This window comes from Vibrio crassostreae 9ZC13 (assembly GCF_000272045.2).
GTDB classification, from domain to species: domain Bacteria; phylum Pseudomonadota; class Gammaproteobacteria; order Enterobacterales; family Vibrionaceae; genus Vibrio; species Vibrio crassostreae_C.
In genome coordinates this window covers 83,477-103,813 of sequence record NZ_AJYZ02000042.1, presented here as the reverse complement: position 1 = coordinate 103,813, position 20,337 = coordinate 83,477, and the positions used below count along the sequence as shown (strand labels likewise).

At 44.5% G+C, this 20,337-nt stretch carries 9 protein-coding genes and 1 pseudogene; 8 read left to right on the top strand and 2 right to left on the bottom strand.

All coding sequences use genetic code 11. From position 1 onward, the window contains the following. From A136_RS19115 to A136_RS19090, 6 genes and pseudogenes are all read left to right on the top strand, one after another. Positions 1-508 (top strand): annotated as a pseudogene (locus A136_RS19115) (amino acid ABC transporter substrate-binding protein); the annotation flags it as partial. 71 nt (positions 509-579) lie between these two features. After that, the gene (locus A136_RS19110; RefSeq protein WP_017063829.1) at positions 580-1,785 is read left to right on the top strand and encodes an amino acid ABC transporter permease; all 1,206 of its coding nucleotides are present in this window, start codon (positions 580-582) and stop codon (positions 1,783-1,785) included. 1 nt (position 1,786) lies between these two features. Continuing rightward, entirely contained in the window at positions 1,787-2,884 is a 1,098-nt protein-coding gene (locus A136_RS19105) for an amino acid ABC transporter permease (protein WP_017059703.1), read from the top strand. A gap of 22 nt (positions 2,885-2,906) precedes the next feature. Next, positions 2,907-3,671, top strand: coding sequence for an amino acid ABC transporter ATP-binding protein (locus A136_RS19100; RefSeq protein WP_017059704.1), 765 nt, complete (start codon positions 2,907-2,909; stop codon positions 3,669-3,671). Positions 3,672-3,953: 282 nt separating this feature from the next. Beyond that, entirely contained in the window at positions 3,954-4,619 is a 666-nt protein-coding gene (locus A136_RS19095; RefSeq protein ID WP_017057206.1) for a Bax inhibitor-1/YccA family protein, read from the top strand. 160 nt (positions 4,620-4,779) lie between these two features. Further along, complete coding sequence (locus A136_RS19090; protein ID WP_017057205.1) at positions 4,780-5,109, top strand: TusE/DsrC/DsvC family sulfur relay protein; 330 nt, start codon at positions 4,780-4,782, stop codon at positions 5,107-5,109. Positions 5,110-5,168: 59 nt separating this feature from the next. On the opposite strand, the gene yccX is transcribed toward A136_RS19090, so the two are convergent. Further along, positions 5,169-5,456: an acylphosphatase gene (gene yccX, locus A136_RS19085; RefSeq protein WP_017059706.1), complete on the bottom strand. Its 288-nt coding sequence runs from the start codon at positions 5,454-5,456 to the stop codon at positions 5,169-5,171. Positions 5,457-5,544: 88 nt separating this feature from the next. Here yccX and A136_RS19080 point away from each other — a divergent pair, with 88 nt between their 5' ends. Both A136_RS19080 and A136_RS19075 read left to right on the top strand, forming a co-directional pair. Next, complete coding sequence (locus A136_RS19080; RefSeq protein WP_017063828.1) at positions 5,545-6,948, top strand: methyl-accepting chemotaxis protein; 1,404 nt, start codon at positions 5,545-5,547, stop codon at positions 6,946-6,948. Between the two features lie 128 nt (positions 6,949-7,076). Continuing rightward, a complete protein-coding gene (locus A136_RS19075; RefSeq protein ID WP_017059708.1) occupies positions 7,077-8,270 on the top strand; it encodes a class I SAM-dependent methyltransferase in 1,194 nt (397 codons plus the stop codon). Positions 8,271-8,354: 84 nt separating this feature from the next. Here the strand turns inward: A136_RS19075 and A136_RS19070 are convergent, their stop codons facing one another. Continuing rightward, on the bottom strand, positions 8,355-20,336 hold the full coding sequence (locus A136_RS19070) for a tandem-95 repeat protein (RefSeq protein WP_069601590.1): 11,982 nt from the start codon (positions 20,334-20,336) through the stop codon (positions 8,355-8,357). Position 20,337: the final 1 nt, after the last annotated feature.

Genomic DNA, 20,337 nt, shown 5'->3' with positions numbered 1-20,337 from the left:
AAAGCCAGTGGTATTCGATACGGCAGCACAAACATCGAAAGGTTTCGACGCAGGTCGTTGTGACGTGCTAACGACTGACCAATCTGGTCTATACGCACTTCGCCTAAACCTAGCTGATCCTAAATCTGCAGAAGTACTTCCTGAAATCATCTCTAAAGAGCCTCTAGGCCCTGTTGTTCGTCAGGATGATGATCAATGGTTTAACGTTGCTAAGTGGACACTTTCAGCAATGATTAACGCGGAAGAATACGGCATCTCTTCTAAAAATGCAGACGAAATGCTTAAGTCAAAAGATCCAAACATCAAACGTATTCTTGGTGTAGACGGTCCTAAAGGTAAAGGCCTTGGCATTCGCGACGACTGGGGTTACCAAGTAATTAAGCAAGTTGGTAACTACGGTGAGAGTTTTGAGCGTACTGTTGGTACAGGTTCTCCACTTCAAATCTCTCGTGGTGTAAATGCATTATGGAATGCGGGCGGCTTTATGTACGCTCCACCAATCCGTTAATAAATTTTCAAGCATCAATTAGGGCGGAGTTTTCCGCCCTATTTATTAAATGGATTTGAGGTTATAGTAGTATGAAACCTAATGAAACTATTTCTCCAGCTCAGGCAAAGCCACAGCCCAAAAGTGCCAACTTATTTTACAACCCCACTTTTCGCTCCATCATTTTCCAAATTATCGCCGTCGGGGCGCTTTGTGCTTTCTTTTACACGATTGTAAATAATGCACTCACAAACTTAGATTCCCGTGGTATCACCACTGGTTTTGATTTTCTCTCACAAGAAGCTGGTTTTGGTATCGGCTTAACACTGATTGAATACGACGAGACCTACTCATACGGTCGTACATTCTTTATCGGTCTTCTCAATACCGCTTTGGTTTCAGTACTCGGCATCATGCTAGCGACAGTGCTGGGCTTTAGTATGGGTATCGCTAGACTCTCTTCAAACTGGCTAGTTAGCCGATTTGCAGCTGTCTACATTGAGATATTCCGAAATATCCCTCTGCTATTACAAATCTTTTTCTGGTATTTCGCCGTTCTACAAGCCTTGCCTTCTGCTCGTCAAAGTATGAGTCTAGGTGAAGCAATTTTCTTGAACGTACGCGGGTTGTACTTCCCTGCTCCAGTCTTTGAGCAAGGCAGTAGCATTGTCATCGCATCATTGATTGTCGGTATTATCGCTACGTTTATTATCAACATCTGGGCTAAGAACAGACAGAAACTGACCGGCCAACAAACACCGATGTTGCGAATTGCCGCTGCGTTGATTTTAGGCTTACCGTTGATAACTTACTTTGTTATGGGCATGCCTATCTCTGCAGATTACCCTGTGTTGAAAGGGTTTAACTTCAAGGGTGGTGTTACGATAATCCCTGAGCTTGCTGCATTGATGCTCGCTTTAAGTATCTATACAGCAGCGTTCATTGCTGAGATTGTTCGTTCAGGTATTAACGCGGTAAACCATGGGCAAACTGAGGCTGCGATGTCTCTAGGTATCCCACGTTCTAGAACTCTAAAGCTTGTCATTATTCCACAAGCATTAAGAATCATTATCCCACCACTAACCAGTCAGTATCTAAACCTGACCAAAAACTCATCACTTGCGATGGCCATTGGTTATCCTGATCTTGTCTCTGTATTTGCAGGAACAACACTTAACCAAACTGGACAAGCTATCGAAGTAATCGCGATGACAATGGGCGTCTACCTAACCTTGAGCCTATTAACGTCCGCTCTAATGAACATATACAACCGCAAAGTAGCGTTGGTGGAGAGATAAGATGAGTACACATCAATTTCAACCTGATCTTCCGCCTCCAGCGAATACCGTTGGGCCAGTCGGTTGGTTAAGAAAAAATCTATTTAATGGACCTATTAACAGCGTCGTCACTGTGATTCTTGCTTACTTTGCTTTCACCCTATTATGGGCAATAGCGGATTGGGCATTCATCAGTGCCGACTGGATAGGAACCACACGCGATGCCTGTACTAGCGAAGGCGCTTGTTGGGTTTTTATCAGCGTTCGTTGGGACCAATTCATGTATGGCTTCTACCCAGAAGCTGAACTGTGGCGACCTCGCCTCTTCTACGCAACGTTGGCCATTTTTGTAGCCTTACTGGCTTATGAAAAAACACCTAAACGTACGTGGATTTGGTTGTTCTTCGTCAACATCTACCCATTTATCATTGCCGGCTTGCTATACGGTGGCGTCTTTGGGTTAGAAGTTGTTGATACCCATAAATGGGGCGGCCTATTGGTTACACTGGTCATCGCACTTGTTGGTATTGTAGTGTCACTCCCTATTGGTGTTGCACTTGCTCTTGGGCGTCGCTCAGAGATGCCGATCATTCGCAGTATGTGTACCGTATACATCGAAATTTGGCGTGGCGTACCGCTCATTACAGTTCTATTCATGGCTTCAGTAATGCTGCCACTCTTTTTATCAGAAGGGACAGAAACCGATAAGCTCATTCGAGCACTTGTAGGGGTAGTTCTATTCAGTGCAGCCTACATGGCCGAAGTAATTCGAGGTGGTCTACAAGCAATACCAAAAGGCCAATACGAAGCAGCTGATGCTCTGGGGTTAAGCTACTGGAAAAAGACCGGGCTTATCATTCTACCTCAAGCTCTTAAAATCACGATTCCTTCAATTGTGAACACCTTCATTGGTTTGTTTAAAGATACCAGTCTTGTTTTGATTATTGGTATGTTTGATGTACTAGGAATTGGCCAAGCCGCGAATACCGACCCTGAATGGCTTGGGTATTCAACAGAAAGTTATGTATTTGTCGCGTTAGTGTTCTGGGTGTTTTGTTTTGGCATGTCGAGATATTCGATATGGCTAGAAAACAGACTTCACACCGGTCACAAACGATAATTAACAAGATCAAGGACGTATTATGACGCAGCAGACAGAAAACAACTCTCAAGGTCTTATGATCGAGTTGAAAGACATGAACAAGTGGTACGGTGAATTCCACGTACTTAAGAACATCAATTTAGAAGTTAAAAAAGGCGAGAAAATCGTTATCTGTGGCCCTTCAGGCTCTGGTAAATCAACGATGATCCGCTGCATCAACCGATTAGAAGAGCACCAAAAAGGTCATATCTTCGTTTCAGGTAATGAATTAACGGAAGACCTAAAGAACATCGAAGCCGTGCGTAGAGATGTCGGCATGTGTTTCCAACACTTCAATCTGTTTCCACATCTGACGGTATTAGAGAACTGTACTCTGGCTCCAATCTGGGTCAAAAAGATGCCAAAAGAAGAAGCCGAAGCGATTGCAATGAAGTACCTAGAGCGCGTAAAAATCCCTGAGCAAGCGGACAAGTTCCCAGGTCAGCTTTCAGGTGGTCAACAGCAGCGTGTAGCTATCGCTCGCTCTTTGTGTATGAACCCTCAAGTGATGCTGTTTGATGAGCCAACGTCGGCGCTCGATCCAGAAATGGTTCGTGAGGTGTTAGACGTAATGGTTGAGCTTGCAGAAGAAGGCATGACGATGCTTTGTGTAACGCACGAGATGGGCTTTGCTAAAGAGGTCGCGGATCGCGTTATCTTCATGGATGCCGGTGAAATCATAGAAGAGAACAACCCTGTCGATTTCTTTGAAAACCCACAATCAGACAGAACGCAGAACTTCTTAAGCCAAATCTTACACCACTAATGTGTTATGATGCATAAACTACAGAGGCGGCTTAGGTCGCCTCTTTGTTTTCAGTGTTATAATTAGTTTTTCAAGATTATAAACAGCGATTCAGTGCGATTAAAATTGAACAACGAACCTTAACTGCACTTTAAGAAATACTTTGTTACACCTTCAGAAACACTTAACCGACTATTTTGATTATTATTTTACGTATACAAGAGGAATGAGAGACTTGATTTTTCGAACTTTCACCCCCATAAATGTACTAATAACTATTAAAGTCACCTTACGAGGAAGATTATGAACAGCCCTATGTTTTCACGCACAGCATCTCAAGAAAGTGCTCTGCAAACCAATAAAGTGTTGCGTAACACCTACGCATTACTGTCTATGACACTACTTTGGTCTGCTGTTGTAGCAGGCGTATCCATGGCGATGAACCTTCCTCGCCCGGGTCTTATTATCATGCTAGTTGGCTTCTACGGCCTACTTTTCCTAACAGAAAAGAACCGTGACAACAGCATGGGTCTAGTCTTCACATTCCTATTTACAGGTTTCTTAGGCTACACCATCGGTCCAATCTTAAACATGTACGTTGGCGCAGGCATGGGTGATGTCATCCTAACTGCACTTGGCGGTACAGCACTGGCGTTTATGGGCGCATCAGCTTACGCACTAACAACTAAGCGTGACCTGTCGTTCCTTAATGGCATGCTATTAGCTGGTTTCGTAGTACTACTTGTAGGTATGGTTGCAAACATCTTCCTACAAATGCCTCTACTATCATTGGCAATGAGCGGTATGTTCATCCTGTTCTCGACTGGTGTTATCTTGCTTACAACGCAAAACATCATTCGTGGCGGTGAAACAAACTACATCTCTGCAACGATCAGCTTGTACGTATCGATCTACAACATCTTCATCAGCCTACTAAGCATCCTAGGCATCATGGGCAGCGACGACTAATCGTTCCCATCATTGAAGAATATCTAGCCCAAGAGCCTACCTCTTGGGCTTTTTTGTATCTATAAGTACGATATTTCATTGGATAGCTACAATTTCTGTTGAGAAAGACAAACTTGGTCATGTACCCTATCCGCATAGTTAATTGGATTCTGGATTAAACATGTTTGAATATAACGGCAAGCAAATCGAAACCGACGCTCAAGGCTACCTATTGGATTACACGCAATGGGAAGAAGGCATGATTGAAATTCTTGCTCAAGACGAGGCGATTGAACTTACAGATGCACACTTAGAAGTCGTACATTTTGTAAGGAGCTTTTACGAAGAGTTCAACACCTCACCAGCGGTTCGCATGCTCGTTAAAGCAATGGAAAAAGCTCACGGCCCAGAAAAAGGCAATAGTAAGTACCTTTTCAAGTTATTCAAAAAAGGCCCTGCAAAACAAGCGACCAAGCTCGCCGGTTTACCTAAACCAGCAAAGTGCTTGTAAAACCTAACCCGCTTTAGGTCATTAAGTTACGTTCAATATAAAATACTGTAGTGCTACAACTACAGTATTTTAAACGCCCCTATGCGTACGTCCTGGCGCTCACTATCTTTAACTTGATGCATCACAACGTTGTCTACTGTTGCGCTCGAAGGGCCAATATAGAGCCAAGCATGTAACTTCTCAATTTGCTGACTCTCTCCGACAACTAACACTTCAACTCGACCATCATTTAAGTTCTTTGCATAACCTGAGAGACCCATAGCTTGCGCCTGCCTACTGGTGTGGTAACGGAACCCAACACATTGAACTACGCCTGACACGACAAAAATATATTGTGAACTTTCCATAACGTTGCCTCATAAATTATATGAATGATATAGTCGAGTTTCTATTCATTCACCGCTTATTGGTGGACTTACTTCGAGTATAACGATTATGAAAGAAATCCCATTTCGTTGGATTGACAAATATCTCATTCACCTAAAAATCCAAGAAAAGTTCTATCTACTCTTCTTATTGCCTCTTCTCGCCCTGGTTATATTAACTCTCGTTTTAGATAGTGCCGCGGACTCTTTACTTGCTCACCTTTATCAAGAAGAAATGCTCTTGATGAAAGGGCTTATCGAAGCGGGTCAACTCACTAAAGATCAAGTAGCTCAGCTTGTCAGCAGCTCTGAAACCATCTCTTTAGGCTACGGTGCTGGTTCTGTTTCAGTGATGAATGGAGCGTTCAGCCTAGTTGCTAACCATGACCAAAACCTTTGGTCTGCTCTATCGACGACTCAGGTTTCTATCATCGCTGTAACCCTAACGCTTATCGCACTAGGTGTTTACTACATCATGACCTTTATTGGCGGCGCGATGTTCTCTATGAACAAAGCTCTGAACACGCTTGCGAATGGCGACTTAACTTGCCGCATGAACTACTTCTTAGTTCGTGACGAGTTCAGTGAAATCGCGATTACAATCGATAAAGTTGCGGAGCGTGAACAAAACATGGTTCTATCAATCCAAGAGTCTGTCGCTCTCATGCAGCAGATCAGCTCGGACTTGAACCAGTCAACACAACAAAGTTCAGACATCTCAGGTAACCAACAAGAACACCTGAATAGCTTAGCAAGTGCAACGGAACAAATGGCGGCTACCATTCGCGAAGTCGCTACCCTTGCTCATGCGTCTAGTTCACAAACGATGGACGCTCGCGGCGTTGCTCAGAGCGGTCAATTAAAGGTTTCAAATACATTGGAGTCTATCTCTAGCCTATCTCAAGAGATCCAATCCGCTTCACAAGCAGTAGAAGAGCTGGATGCCAACGCTGCGCAGATCGATGAAGTAGTCGCAACCATCAACGGTATTTCTGAACAGACTAACCTGTTGGCGTTGAACGCCGCTATCGAAGCCGCACGTGCTGGCGAGCAAGGTCGTGGATTTGCTGTTGTTGCCGATGAAGTTCGTGCCCTTGCCGGTCGTACTCAGCAAGCAACGGTTGAAATCCAAAGCATGATTGAATCATTACAACGTAACAGTCAATCACTGACCAAGCTGATGGAAGTCACGGTGAACAATGCTAACGAAGGCCAAACACTGATGTCAGAAGTGAACGTCGAGATCGGTTCATTAGCGGAAAAAAACCAGTCTATTTCAGATAGCAGCACTCAAATTGCTACCGCGGCTGAAGAACAAGGCGTAGTCGCTGACAACATTGCACAGAGTGTTGAAGAGATTCGTCATCAGTCAGACAGTATCTGCGAGATGATCAGTAAGAGTAATTCCAATGTTGACCAACTTCGTAAACAAAGCGATACGATGGAAGGTTTGCTGACAGGTCTTAAAGCTTAATACTGATATCCACCACAATGTGTTGATTAATCATTACTAGGGCTGCTTTGGCAGCCCTTTCTTATTTGCTTTTCACCTGTACTTCCCCGACAATACCCCTCCTTCAAATTCAACAAACAGAGTAAATTATGACTCCTTCAATTCATCTAGCTAAAGGCCGAGATAAATCACTACGCCGCAAACACCCTTGGGTATTTTCACGCGGTATCGATAAGGTCGAAGGCGAACCAAAACAAGGTGAAACTGTAGACGTATATGCTCAAAATGGTCAGTGGCTTGCAAAAGCGGCTTACTCACCAGAATCTCAAATTCGAGCTCGTGTTTGGACATTTGAAAAAGAAGAGATCAACAAGGCGTTCTTCGTAAAACGAATTCAAGACGCACAGTCTTTACGAGAAGACATCATTGAGCGTGATGGTCTAACGGGCTACCGCCTAACGGCCGCAGAGTCAGATGGCTTGCCAGGTATCACAATCGACAAATACCAAGACTTCCTTGTTTGCCAACTGCTAAGTGCTGGCGCTGAGTTTAACAAAAGCGTATTAGTTGAAGCGTTAATCGAGTGCTTCCCTGATTGCAACATCTACGAGCGTTCAGACGTGGCAGTTCGTAAGAAAGAAGGCTTAGAACAGGTTGTTGGCGTTCTTCACGGTGAAGAGCCACCTAAGTCAATTGTGATTGAAGAAAACGGCGTTAAGATCAGCGTGAACATTATGGAAGGCCACAAAACGGGCTTCTACATGGACCAACGTGATAGCCGCAAAGAATCTATGAAGTACGTTAAAGGCAAAGATGTCCTTAACTGCTTCTCATACACAGGTGGTTTTGGCCTTTACGCGCTTAAAGGCGACGCAAAGCGTGTTATCAACGCTGACGTATCTCAACTAGCTCTTGATACAGCTAAATTCAACGCTGAACTTAATGAGTTTGATATTTCGAAAAAGCGCGCTGTGTTCCTAAATGCTGACGTTTTCAAACTGCTTCGTGAATACCGTGACCAAGGCACTAAGTTTGACGTAGTGATTATGGATCCGCCAAAATTTGTTTCAAGCAAGAATAACCTAACTTCAGGCGCCAACGGCTATAAAGACGTTAACATGCTTGCAATGCAAATCCTGAAACCAGGCGGCACTCTACTCACCTACTCTTGCTCTGGCTTAATGGGTACTGATTTGTTCCAAAAAATCATTGCTGATGCAGCATTAGATGCAGGCCGCACTGTTAAGTTCGTAGAACGCTTCGAGCAAGCAGCCGACCACCTAACAGACACTGCCTACCCAGAAGGTTTCTACCTGAAAGGCTTTGCTTGTAAGGTTTTATAATAGCGACTAAAAATAAAAACCACCTTACACAAAGGTGGTTTCTGTTTGGGCTAGAGACCGAAGCTTATGCTTCGGTCTTTTTATTTACCCATCGGTATACTTTAGACCACTTTGGTCAAACAAGTAGTTGGCTAGGTCATCCGTCGCTACTCCCTCAAACTCAATCGATACTGAATCACCACCTTTAGTAACGGTAACAACAGAACCACCATTACCATTAGATGAGACTGAGTCCTTAATATCACCTAAAAGAGAATCGATTTCACTTGAGTCTAACTCTTCAAATAGTTCAGAAAGGTCAATTTTATCGCCTTCATTCACATCAAAGTCTTTGATGACATCAGCGCTTCCATCTAAGTCTCTGTCTAACCAGGCGAATAAATCGGCTCCTTCCCCACCGGTCAACGTATCGCTGCCTTCTCCGCCAAATAAGAAGTCGTCACCCAAGCCACCATCTAAAGTGTCATCTCCACCTTGACCATACAAGATATCGTTACCGTCACCACCTGACAATTCATCATCAGCATCATTTTCTGACGCAGTGCCGAACTCTTCTTTGTGACTAGTGACGTAATCATGAATCGTCTTAGCATCAACGTCAGCTAAACCCGAACTGAGTTTTTGAGCTACATATTCTTGGAGCGTTAGCTCTGTCGAACCGTCATCAGCAAACAGCACTGGCTGATCACCAAACAATATGTCATCACCACTTTGTGCGGTGATCGTATCTTCTCCCGGAACAGCCTGAACCGTATCTCCAGCGATTGCTTCAGCAAGGTCTTCAACTTTGATGTTGTGGTCAACCACTTTGTCTGTATCAAACATTTCTAAGGTGTCTTTGTCGACATTACCACCAAGGCCAATAGCCTGTACCGCAGACAAACCAGCTAAAATATTAAACATGTGAACGGCTTGTGGGGTCACCTTATTGCTGCCTGTATCGGAAGCGCTGTATTTATCCCTAAATACAAGCTCATTACCATCAATTTTCAACGTACCAAGCCTAACGCGACTACCATTGTTATCTAGATAAGGTGAATATACGTGCGCATGGTTATGGCCATGACCATTATCATATTCAACAACCTTAACACCATTTACTTCTATGCTTCCTGATGGCTGCAAAGATGCTAGGTCAAAATCGGAACCAAGGATATCTTGTAAGCTTAGAGCGTCACCCTTAGATTTATCCGCATACATCCAGAACTGATCAAGTTCATCATCGTCCAAATCATCCTCTGTTGCTTGGTTAATTTCACCATCAGTGATAAAGAACGAATGATTAGTCGCGTCATTATCTGGTAGTGAATTAAACCAGTCTATCGCAGAATCGAAGCCAGCCTCATAGTTGGTTCGTCCTGAGTTGTCATCAATTATCGTGTTGAGGGCGTTCTCAAACTGAGTTTTAGGGTTAGCTGAACTCAAATCGATACTAATGACATGAGACGCATTAGTTTCAAATTGTGTTAGCAACACGTTCACAGTACCTGAGTTTTCACCGCCTGCACTTTCAACTAACTTATCAAATGCCGCCTGCAATTCAGGCTTAGCTTCGGCAATCGTACCCTGCATACTACCGGAAGTGTCGAAAATAAACGCGATGTTGTAATCCTGCCCTGGGATAATTTGCAAGCCTGATGTATCGCCGATGACAATGTTACTGTTTTCATCAGTAATGATGTTATCAGATCCACTTTCACCCATTAATATACTGTGATTGCGGACTGATGCAGAAGATGTGGCATAACTGTCCTGCGAAGTACCATCCACTTCAACCGAAGTTGCTGTAGCCTTGAGTTCAAAGTCTAGGTCGCCTTGGTACTCAAAAGGTACTCGAATCTGTACATCTCCAAGAACGTTACCTGCAGCATCAATATCTAACTCATAAGTTGCAACACCATTCTCAGATGATACTGGCTCTACAACCTCTCCATCTATTTCTAGCTTCAACCCTGAAGGAATCCCGGTTAGTTCAACTTTGTCGCTTAAGGTCTCGCTTCCATCGACATCAACAAGCGCAACTGACACATCAATCGGTAGAACTTGCTCTTCTAGAATTTGATAAGTGCCAGATTCATTGTCCAAACTCACGATAGTATCTTTGAATACAATCTGCTCTATCTCATAAAGGTGATCACCAGCTTCTTTATCACTAGCACCTACTTGGTCGGCCGTATCAATGAAACGTTTGTCTTCAACAATCCAATATGGAACTTCACTATGATCATCAGCAGGGAACCAACGTAAAACGTAGTCTGATATGTCCCCTGTATAAATAACACTGTCCACTTGGTTAGGATCATCGATCGAGCCTATACCTCCGTCAAAGTGGTCGTTATAAGCGCTTCCTATAAATGTATCACTTCCCTGTGTACCCGCCGATACATCACCGACAAAGTGGACGGGAGACAATGCTACATCATCTGGATTGCGCTGATCTTTCGCTATAAACAAATCATCTTTGTCAGTACGATCATCAGTAGTATCAGCGTTATTAATCACGTCTCCACTAGAGGTGAGTCCCTCAACAATATTACCCGTGTTACCCATTTCTAGTAGAGTGCCATTATTAAATTGATCTTTAATGGCCTGTTCGTCAGATGTATCGAAGCTAGGTTCCACTCGAATTGTTTTCAAATCACCAATAGTAATAGTAACAACAGGAGCATCAGCCACAGGCGTAATATCTACCGTAAGCGTATGTTCTTCTGACGTACCATTCTCGTTTACAGCCTTGAACTTAATTTCAGCGTAGTCATTCGATTTATTGCCTACACCTTCAACATTGAAGCCGTCATAACCAGATTCGTTAGCATCTGGATTAAAGCCTATCACGCCTGAAGTTAATTGAGCCGAAGTAATCTGAGTCGAGTTTAGCGGCTGCCAATTTGGCTCTTGAACAGTGCCAAGGTTAATCACCAACGCTCCATCGAGTGGTTGATGAGTTATCACCACATCGTTGCCAGACTCAATCCCAAAATCATCAATCGATAGCACTAAAATAGTATCTTCTTGTCCAGAGGCTTCCTTACTTTCAGCATCTGGTCCAACAGGTACTGGATGGACAATTAGCTCGAAGGCCCCATTCGAAATCTCACTGGTATCGCCAACAATCTCGTCTGAAATAGCTTCAATCTTAACGCTATAAGTGCCTGGTTCATCAACCTGAATCATCAGATCAGCGAGCACTGTTTCGGCAGTACCATTTGATGTTAACCAAGCAGATATATCAACTTCACCATCAGCATTAACAACAAGTTCCTGATCTCCAAGTTTAACAATTGAACCTTCAGGCAAACCAGACACGACGAGTCTCAACGTCTCTGAACCATCGGTATCAACAAGCTGAGTCGTGATCTTAGAGACATTGATAAAGGTATCTTCCAGCCCTTCATTAATATCGAACGCTGGGTAATAACCACCCTCTAAGGATTCATGTTCAACCTGTGCCCCGATATTAACTTTATCCTCAAGCGAACTTACATCAGGAACAATATCGAAGTTGTCCGTGTTAAAGTCTACGGGTTCATTGCCACCAACTGCGACACTGATAGTGGCATTACCTGGACCAGCCTCGTTGTCGTGGAATGCAGTAATTGTGTACCAACCAGATGTCGATGGTACAAAGGCTGAAGACTCATAGGTACCGCCTCCGCCCCAAGTTTGAGAGGCCATGGTTTCACCACCGACTTCAAGTCTAAATGAATCATCTGCATGACCACTAAACACGTATGACTCACCAGCAACTAGGAATACCAAACCAGTAAGTTTGCTCGAAATGTTTTCGATAGCTGGAGAGTTCTGAGTGCCAAAGTCTGGCGTCTGTGTGACTTCTGAAGTGTTGGCAGCACCTGCAGACTCGATAGCTTGTTCAACAACGTCCGGAGCGACACCGCTACCATTGTTGTAATCAAAGTCTAGGTTCTCCCATTGCTCTAACTTAAAACCTTCATTTAAATCTACATTTGGTGTTTCTACAACTAACTTAGCAAGTGTCGTATCAGGGCGAATATCAATCGACATCGTCGTACTAGAGCTGGTGTTGATGCCGTCAGAACTGTGGTAGTTAAACTCCGCATAATCTTGCTGATTATTACCAGTTACTACATTATCTTCATCAAACATTGATGTACTAGATTCATAGCTTACTGGGTTGAATATCAAGAAACCTTGTTCAACCTGCTCTTGGCTTACTGATACTCCTGTGCCAATCGTTTCAGTATTTAACAGAACCCATCCATCAGTAGATTCGTTGTACAGATACATATCACCCGCACCTGGAGCACTAGTGATAACAATCGACAATTCGCTGGAATCTGCATCAGAAACGTTGAAATCGGCCCACTTAAACGTAATCGATGAACCTTGGGCTTGTGCCTCATCGCCAATGACATGTGAGTCCTGTGCTTGCGGTGCTTCATCATTATCGATGATCGTTGCAATACCTTGCTTGCCACCCACTTCGAGCGTGAAACTCTCATTTAACTCATCAATGCCGTCTTCGTTAGTTGGTACCTTGATGTCAAACGACGTTACTCCCGCAGGCACAACAAGCTGACCATTAACAAGCGTCACGCCCTCAGTGAACTCTACGTTGTCGGTGAAATCTTTGTTATCACCGAGCTCGGCAGAACCGGAGTTTAACGACCAATCAAATCGAGTCTCTTGACTGCTTGTGTTAACTAGGTTCACCGTGAAGACAGCCATATCGCCTTCAATTACTTGTTCATTATTTGGATTAACCGCGTTGCTCACTGTATCGATAATTGGAGCTTCATCGTTATCAGTAATGCTACCCACTGCGGATTCACCATCAACAGTCACGGTGTAGGTTTCAGCGATTTCATGGAGGCGGTCATCAATTGTCGGAATCAAGATTGCAAAATCCTTCACTCCAACTGGGACAATCAGTTTTCCACTTTGCTGATCATAGGTGACGCCATTAGTAAAACTAACCTGACTCAAGTCGAGATCTTTTTCGTCACCCGAATCATTCGCAGCATCCGTGTTCTTACCAAAAGTAACGTCCAACGCAGATTCAACAAGTGCACTTGAATCCAAAGTGACTTTAAAGCCAAGTTCATCACCTTCAACTACTGAGTCTGCTAGCAGGTCTACAGACGCAACACTAGAAGGGGTTGGTAGAGGGTTGACGATAACATTAACTTCAGCACTCGCGATTTGGCCATTATCATCAGTAATCTGATATTTAAACGTTGTTTCACCGACAAAGTCATCGCCAGTTAAATCAAAGTATACGATGCCGTCTTTGATATACGCATTACCTTCCGTTTCACCGTATACATAGGTAATACGTAGATTGTCGCCATCTGAATCGATATCGTTATTTAGAAGCTCAGAACCGATAATGCCAGCAAGCTTCGATGTTGGAATCTCAAGAATGCCACCTTGATTCACTGCATATGCGCCTTCACTAGAGGCTTTAAAACCAGTTAGGAAGTAATCTGATGCATCATTATCATGCGTTGCTTGGTTGGAATACTCAGTTGCTTCAAATACCACAGTATCAAACGCGATTGGAATACCATCAGGACCAAGCGGTGTTATTTCGTAAGTACCTTTATTGTTACCGTCTTCAGCAACAAACGTATCACCTGCAACCGCTACGCCATTGAGGTACGCTACCCAACTGCCTTGTTCATGATTATCAGTGAAATCACCGTCATTACCTTCGTTTTTAAACAAGTTAGATACTGAAAATGTAAACTGAGTCGCAGGGCTATCTAAGTTGATTTCAAACTTCTCAGATTGCTGCTCTGCACGATCATATTCAATCTGAGCGCCCAATCCACCTACTTTACCGGCAACACCAATCTTAATGCCGCTGTGTGCGAAGTCTTTATCTTGGCCATTGAAGCTAGCATTTAGCTCAGCGCCTTCGGCTGACCATGGAGAGTCATTGTCTTCACTGAACTCACCCAGTTTAACTTCAAAGCCTTGCGGATCGTTATTCGCATTCAGGTCACCAGACTTATCGATAGTAACTGTCTTAACTTCACTTTCGTTACCATCACTGTCTACTGCTTTATATTCGAATGAATCTGACGCCTTAGCTTCAAGAGAAGTCAGCTCCCAGTTACCTGGTCCTTGTGTGCTTGCTTCCACCGAAACAATCTCAGCACCTTCAGGAGCGACAATCGTGACATTTAGATTATTGTGGGTGTCATCATAAAGGAAGGTTTGTTCTTCTGTGACACCATTACCATAATCAAAGGTGACTATAATCTCCGCTCTTGATTGAACACTATCATCAGCATTTGGGGCAAACCAGCCACCCAAACCACTTAGACCAACCGTTACTGAGTCCGCTGGACGAGAAGAGAAATCAATGTTGATTGCCTCGTCTTGGTGAATACCGCGATTAGTCGATGCAATACCGAAACCCATATGGCCTTGCTGACTGTTGTTTTGTACTAAAGGCTTAGCGTCAACGTTATTTCGACCTTCCGAGGTAATTGTGACGACATCACCATTATCAAATTTCAGTTCACGAGTATACGCATCTACTTCATCACCCCAGTTATGGAACTCTGCAGTGCTATGAGGGCCTTTATCTAATGTGGATGTATCATCAACACCTAAGAAGAAGCCTGTTGATTCTTGGTCATCTTCATAAACGATGTTGTTAGGATCTGCATACGTCTGCCCAACTACCACTTCAACCTTGTTATTTCCATCGACATAGTAAAGAGTTCCTGAATCAGGCAGCTCTGTGATGATCACGCCGAGATTTGTATCTGCGTCATTATCGTTATCATCTTCATTATCAGAAATATGGTCTGTACCATCACCTTCGATAGTCCCCATCCCGGTATCGAAAATAACTTGCGAAGAGCCATCTGCATTGAGAGAAATAGAGAAGTCTTCAGCTTGTGGCGGGTTATCATGGCTATCGTCAATAGCTACATTTTTATCAGCACTAGACGTATCTAGCTTCTCAAATACATCGGTACCATCTTGGGTTACGGATACAACACTAACGTTAAACTCTTGTCCAACTTCGTATTCGTTGTCTTCTTCAGTTTGAATCTCAAAGGTCGCTGTATTTGTATTTGCGTCTACGTTTACAGTTATAACTTCAACAATATCTTCATTGCTCGCGTTTGTGTAAGAGTACTGAAGAGTAACCACACTATCTTCAGGCACTTGCTCACTTAGCGTAATCGTAAATGGGCTTGTCTTATCACCTTCAATAACTGAATCGGGACCAGTCAGGCCAACTGTAACGGTATCCTTGTTTGTGTCTGCCTCATCGACAATGCTAGCTATATCTGAGTCCTGTTTGTCATTTTCAACAAACTCGCTAGTTGAGCTAGCTTTTAGAGTTACAGTTTCTTCACCCTCTAGCAATTTATCATCAAGAACCTTGATGAAGACTTCTAAGCTATCAGAGCCGCTAGCAATAATAAGATCGGCAAGCTCTTGCTCTGAAAGCGCTTTATAATCTTGTCCATCTTTAACGTAGATCGTGTCTTCGTAATCGACACCTTTAGTTGCAGAGTCCCCTGCCGACCCTAGTGTAAGAACAAGACCAACGTTCTCTGAGACAAGCTCATCTAGGTTGATTTCAAATGATAGATAAGCCTCATCACCTTCAGTTACTGGTAGACCAGCTGTCACAGTCAGTTCTGCTACAGGTAATACATCGACATTAACTGTAACGGTATCTGTACCACCGTTGCCGTCTGACACGGTAACAACAAATGAATCATCTCCATCAAACTCGTTGTTCGGAGTGTACTTCCACTCGCCGGTTTCAGGGTCGATCTCAACACTACCGTTTGTAGGTTGGCTCACCGTGTAAGTCAGGTCAGTGTCGTCAATATCGGTTGCAGTAACCTTACCAGATACAGAGTTATCCTCTTTAGTCGATACACTTATTTGATCAGTATCGCCAATCGGCACTCCATCTTTGACAAATATTGGAGCATCATTTTCTGGAGTGACATTAATCGTAACCACTGCGGTATCAGTACCACCTTTACCGTCAGAAACTGTGTAAGTAAACGTAGCGATACCATTGAAGTCATCCGCAGGAGTGTAACGAACGGTTTGAGAACCATCTTGTAGTTCAACTAACTCAACCTGACCGTATGTTGGATCAATCACTAAACTATCTAAAATAATTAACGTATCACCATCAACGTCAGAATCATTCGAAAGTAACTCGCTACTAGGAATATCGAGAGTTATATCTTCTTGTGTCTGAAGGTTTTTAATCACTTCTTGAAATTTGATATTATCTAGATAAGTCCCACTCTTGTCGCCTTCAGTGCCAACTTCTCTAAATGAAAGGGTATTTGAACCATCGCCACTACCACCTAATAATTCCAATGACTGAGTTTGCATTATGTTGCTTTCAGGGGTGATCGTAGCAACAACTTCACCGTTCCAAATAACCTCAAGCTCAGCACTCGGCAGTCGTTCGTACATTGCCGTATCAAAAGACAGTTGGTATATGGTACCGCTTTCCACACCTTGAATTTGTTGGGTAAGGGTTACATTGTCACCGTTACCTTCCATATCAATCATACGATCGCCGTCTGTTTCATCAACAGCATAGCCTTCTTGAACTGAATCTAAAGCACCAGTTCTTGCATCGTAGGACCAACCATCTAGTTGGTCGATTCGAGAACCCCAGCCGGCATTTGATACCGATTCATAGTCTTCAAAGCTACCATTGACGATCAGGTTATCACCTAACGCTCTTGAATCATCGTTCGCGATAGGGTCATCATTTACTGGTGTGACATTAACGGTCACTGTCGTAGTGCTTTTTTCACCATGAGTATCAACAATGGTGTATTCGAAAGTCGCTTCACCATTGAAGTCTTGGTTAGGTTCAAACACGACATTGCCATCTATCAGCTGAACAGAACCGTTTGTAGCATCGGTTGCGTTGACAGAAAATATGGTTATGTCATCCCCATCAACATCGAAATCATTGGCTAGCAGCTCACTACCACTAATAGTAAGAGCCTGATCTTCTTCCGTTATGAGTTTGGGTGCATCTATTCCGGTAACTGTAATGTTATCGATGAACGCACCAAGCGAATCAGATTTACCCGCACCAGCAAAAGCGATTAAAGTAGCATCACTACTAACATCAAACTCTGCATTTACTTGATACCAACCTTTGTTATCCGGACCATCTAGTGTTACAGAAATGCCTTCTGGTGCAGTCACTGTTCCATCCGCATGCAGCGTAATAGTTGTATTCCCAACAGTAAAAGTCATATCAGACGACGAGTTGCCGTCTTGGCGAGGGTTATAATCGAACTCTACCCTCAAAGAATCTTGATCCGACGTATCAATTGATGTCGTCATCACCGTGTTTTTATGTGGGTCTAGCTCTGCGTAAAAATCACCGTCGGTAGCATCAACAATTAAGCCGTCTCGCTCAATCTCTATACCATTAGTAAAGTCCCATACCTCTGATGGGTCTTTAGAAACAACCGTCCAACCCGCTGGGTTTGCCATATTTTCAAATGACTCGGTAAGCAATATGGTTTCTTGAACGTTTTTGTAAGAATCACTGATGGCTACAGGCGCATCGTTGACTGGCGTCACCGTCAAGTTGAACGTGCTGTCTACCGGTGTGCTGCCATCTTCGTTGCCGTCTTCAACGTTAATATCGAAAGACGCCGACGTGGTTTCGCTGCCGTCATGCTTGAACGTCACTTTCCCCGCCGCCAACTGCGCCACCGTGAAGCTGCTCGACTCGACGCCGTTCACTAAGATTGTGCCGTTACTCTCGTTGCTGACCGTGAAGCTCACGCCTGTGTCCGTATCGTCAACGTCCGTATAGCCAAGATCTGCCGCCGTGATCGTGTAGCTGCCTGCTTCATCCATTTCACCCAACAGATCGCCTGTCAGCTCCGGCGCATCATTCACTGGCGTCACCGTCAAGTTGAACGTGCTGTCTACCGGTGTGCTGCCATCTTCGTTGCCGTCTTCAACGTTAACATCGAACGACGCCGACGTGGTTTCGCTGCCGTCATGCTTGAACGCCACTTCACCCGCCGCCAACTGCGCCACCGTGAAACTACTAGACGCGACGCCGTTCACTAAGATTGTGCCGTTGCTCGCGTTGCCGACCGTGAAGGTCACGCCTGTGTCTGTATCGTCAACGTCTGTATAACCCAAGTCAGCTGCCGAGATCGTGTAGCTGCCTGCCTCATCCACTTCCGCCGCCAAATCGCCTGTTAGTTCCGGCGCATCATTCACTGGCGTCACCGTCAAGTTGAAAGTGCTGTCTACCGGTGTGCTACCATCTTCGTTGCCGTCTTCAACGTTCACATCGAACGACGCTGACGTGGTTTCACTGCCGTCATGTTTGAACGTCACTTCACCCGCCGCCAACTGCGCCACAGTGAAATGGTTCGACGGAACACCACCGACTAAGATTATGCCGTCACTCGCGTTGCCGACCGTGAAGGTCACACCTGTGTCAGTATCATCAACGTCCGTGTAGCCTAGGTCCTCAGCCGTAATGGTGTAGCTGCCTTCTTCATCCACTTCACCCAACAAATCACCTATCAGCACTGGTGCATCGTTCACAGGAGTGATATTAAGCGTAACTTCTGCTTCGTCTTCCCCACCGTTCCCATCGGTCACTTTATATTTAAAAGTTGCCTCCCCGTTATAGTCGGTATCCGGTGTGAATGTAATTGTATTGTTTGTGTAGTCGACAAACAGCTCACCATTAGTCGCGGAGGTAATTGAACCCACAACAATTGAGAGCTCATCACCATCAATGTCAGTATCATTCGCCAACAATTCATCAAAAGAAATCGTGATAGACGTGTCTTCAGCAGTAACAAGTTTAGATTGATTAATACCTGTCACTGTAATGTTATCTAACAACGCACCGTAGCTATCTGAAGCACCAGCGCCTGCAAATGTAAGGTCCGTAACGTCCCCTTGGACTTCGAACTCAGCCGTGATCTTATACCAACCATTTGCGTCAGGTTGCCCTATTTGGACATTAAGTCCGTCGGCACCCGATAGAGTTCCATCGGCGTGAACAGTAACTAACGTGTCACCGACTTTAAACGTCATGTCAGAAGATGAATTACCGTCTCGTCGAGGGTTGTAATCAAATTCAACACGCACGCTATCTTGGTCTGACGTATTAATATTTGTTGTGATCGCGGTGTTTTGATGAGCATCAAGCTCAGCGAGGTAGTCACCGTCTGTCGCTTCAGCTATGAGACCGTCACGCTGAATCTCTAGACCATTTGTTGCTTCCCAATCATCTAGTTCGTCGCCAGTTACTACAGTCCAACGACCTGTGTTTGTCATGTTTTCAAAGGACTCAGAGAAGAGCAGCGTCTCACTATGAGTTTCATATGTGTCATCAATCGCTACTGGACCGTCGTTGGTGCCTGTCACGGTAATGGTCGCCGTTTGTGGTGTGACGCCACCTAAGCCATCCACGACGTTGTAATTGAGAACAATCTGTTCGCTCTCTCCCGCAGCCAGATAGTTAAAGGCACTTGGATCAATCACAAGCGTGTAGCCGTCCGCGGCCAGCGACAGTCCTGTTGGCAAGCTATCTAGGTCAGCAATCGACAAGATCGCATCCGCGTCCACGTCGTCTGCGCCTTTAAGTAGGTTCAGGGTTTGCTCTGGCGCATCTTCATGGGTGGTCTTCGTCAGTGCATCGCCCACGGTTGGCGCATCGTTGCTGCCTTTCACTTCAACCGTGATTTCATGCTTCGTCTGACCATCCGCAGATCTAACCACCAAGGTTTCGGTGTAGGTGTCACCGGCATCAAGCTTGTCTGCTTTCGTATCATCCAGGGAGTAACTCCACTTACCCGTGGCGTCATCAAACTCAAAGGTGCCGTATTTACCCGCTAGCTTAGCGTCGGCGACTTCTTGGAAGGTGCTTTCACCCTGGTCAGGGTCTTCAACTTTCAGTGTGCCGCCCGCTGTAACATCACCGATTGGGTCTCCATCAACATCGATGCCCGCTTCAACAACGCTGGTGTCTTCATCGCCGTCTACTGTGATGGTCGCTTGGTCGTTACGGCCATTCACT

Bases quoted from the DNA above. Each gene is read 5' to 3' on its own strand.
- A136_RS19110 (WP_017063829.1), top strand. From the start codon at position 580: ATGAAACCTAATGAAACTATTTCTCCAGCTCAGGCAAAGCCACAGCCC.
- A136_RS19105 (WP_017059703.1), top strand. From the start codon at position 1,787: ATGAGTACACATCAATTTCAACCTGATCTTCCGCCTCCAGCGAATACC.
- A136_RS19100 (WP_017059704.1), top strand. From the start codon at position 2,907: ATGACGCAGCAGACAGAAAACAACTCTCAAGGTCTTATGATCGAGTTG.
- A136_RS19095 (WP_017057206.1), top strand. From the start codon at position 3,954: ATGAACAGCCCTATGTTTTCACGCACAGCATCTCAAGAAAGTGCTCTG.
- A136_RS19090 (WP_017057205.1), top strand. From the start codon at position 4,780: ATGTTTGAATATAACGGCAAGCAAATCGAAACCGACGCTCAAGGCTAC.
- yccX (WP_017059706.1), bottom strand. From the start codon at position 5,456: ATGGAAAGTTCACAATATATTTTTGTCGTGTCAGGCGTAGTTCAATGT.
- A136_RS19080 (WP_017063828.1), top strand. From the start codon at position 5,545: ATGAAAGAAATCCCATTTCGTTGGATTGACAAATATCTCATTCACCTA.
- A136_RS19075 (WP_017059708.1), top strand. From the start codon at position 7,077: ATGACTCCTTCAATTCATCTAGCTAAAGGCCGAGATAAATCACTACGC.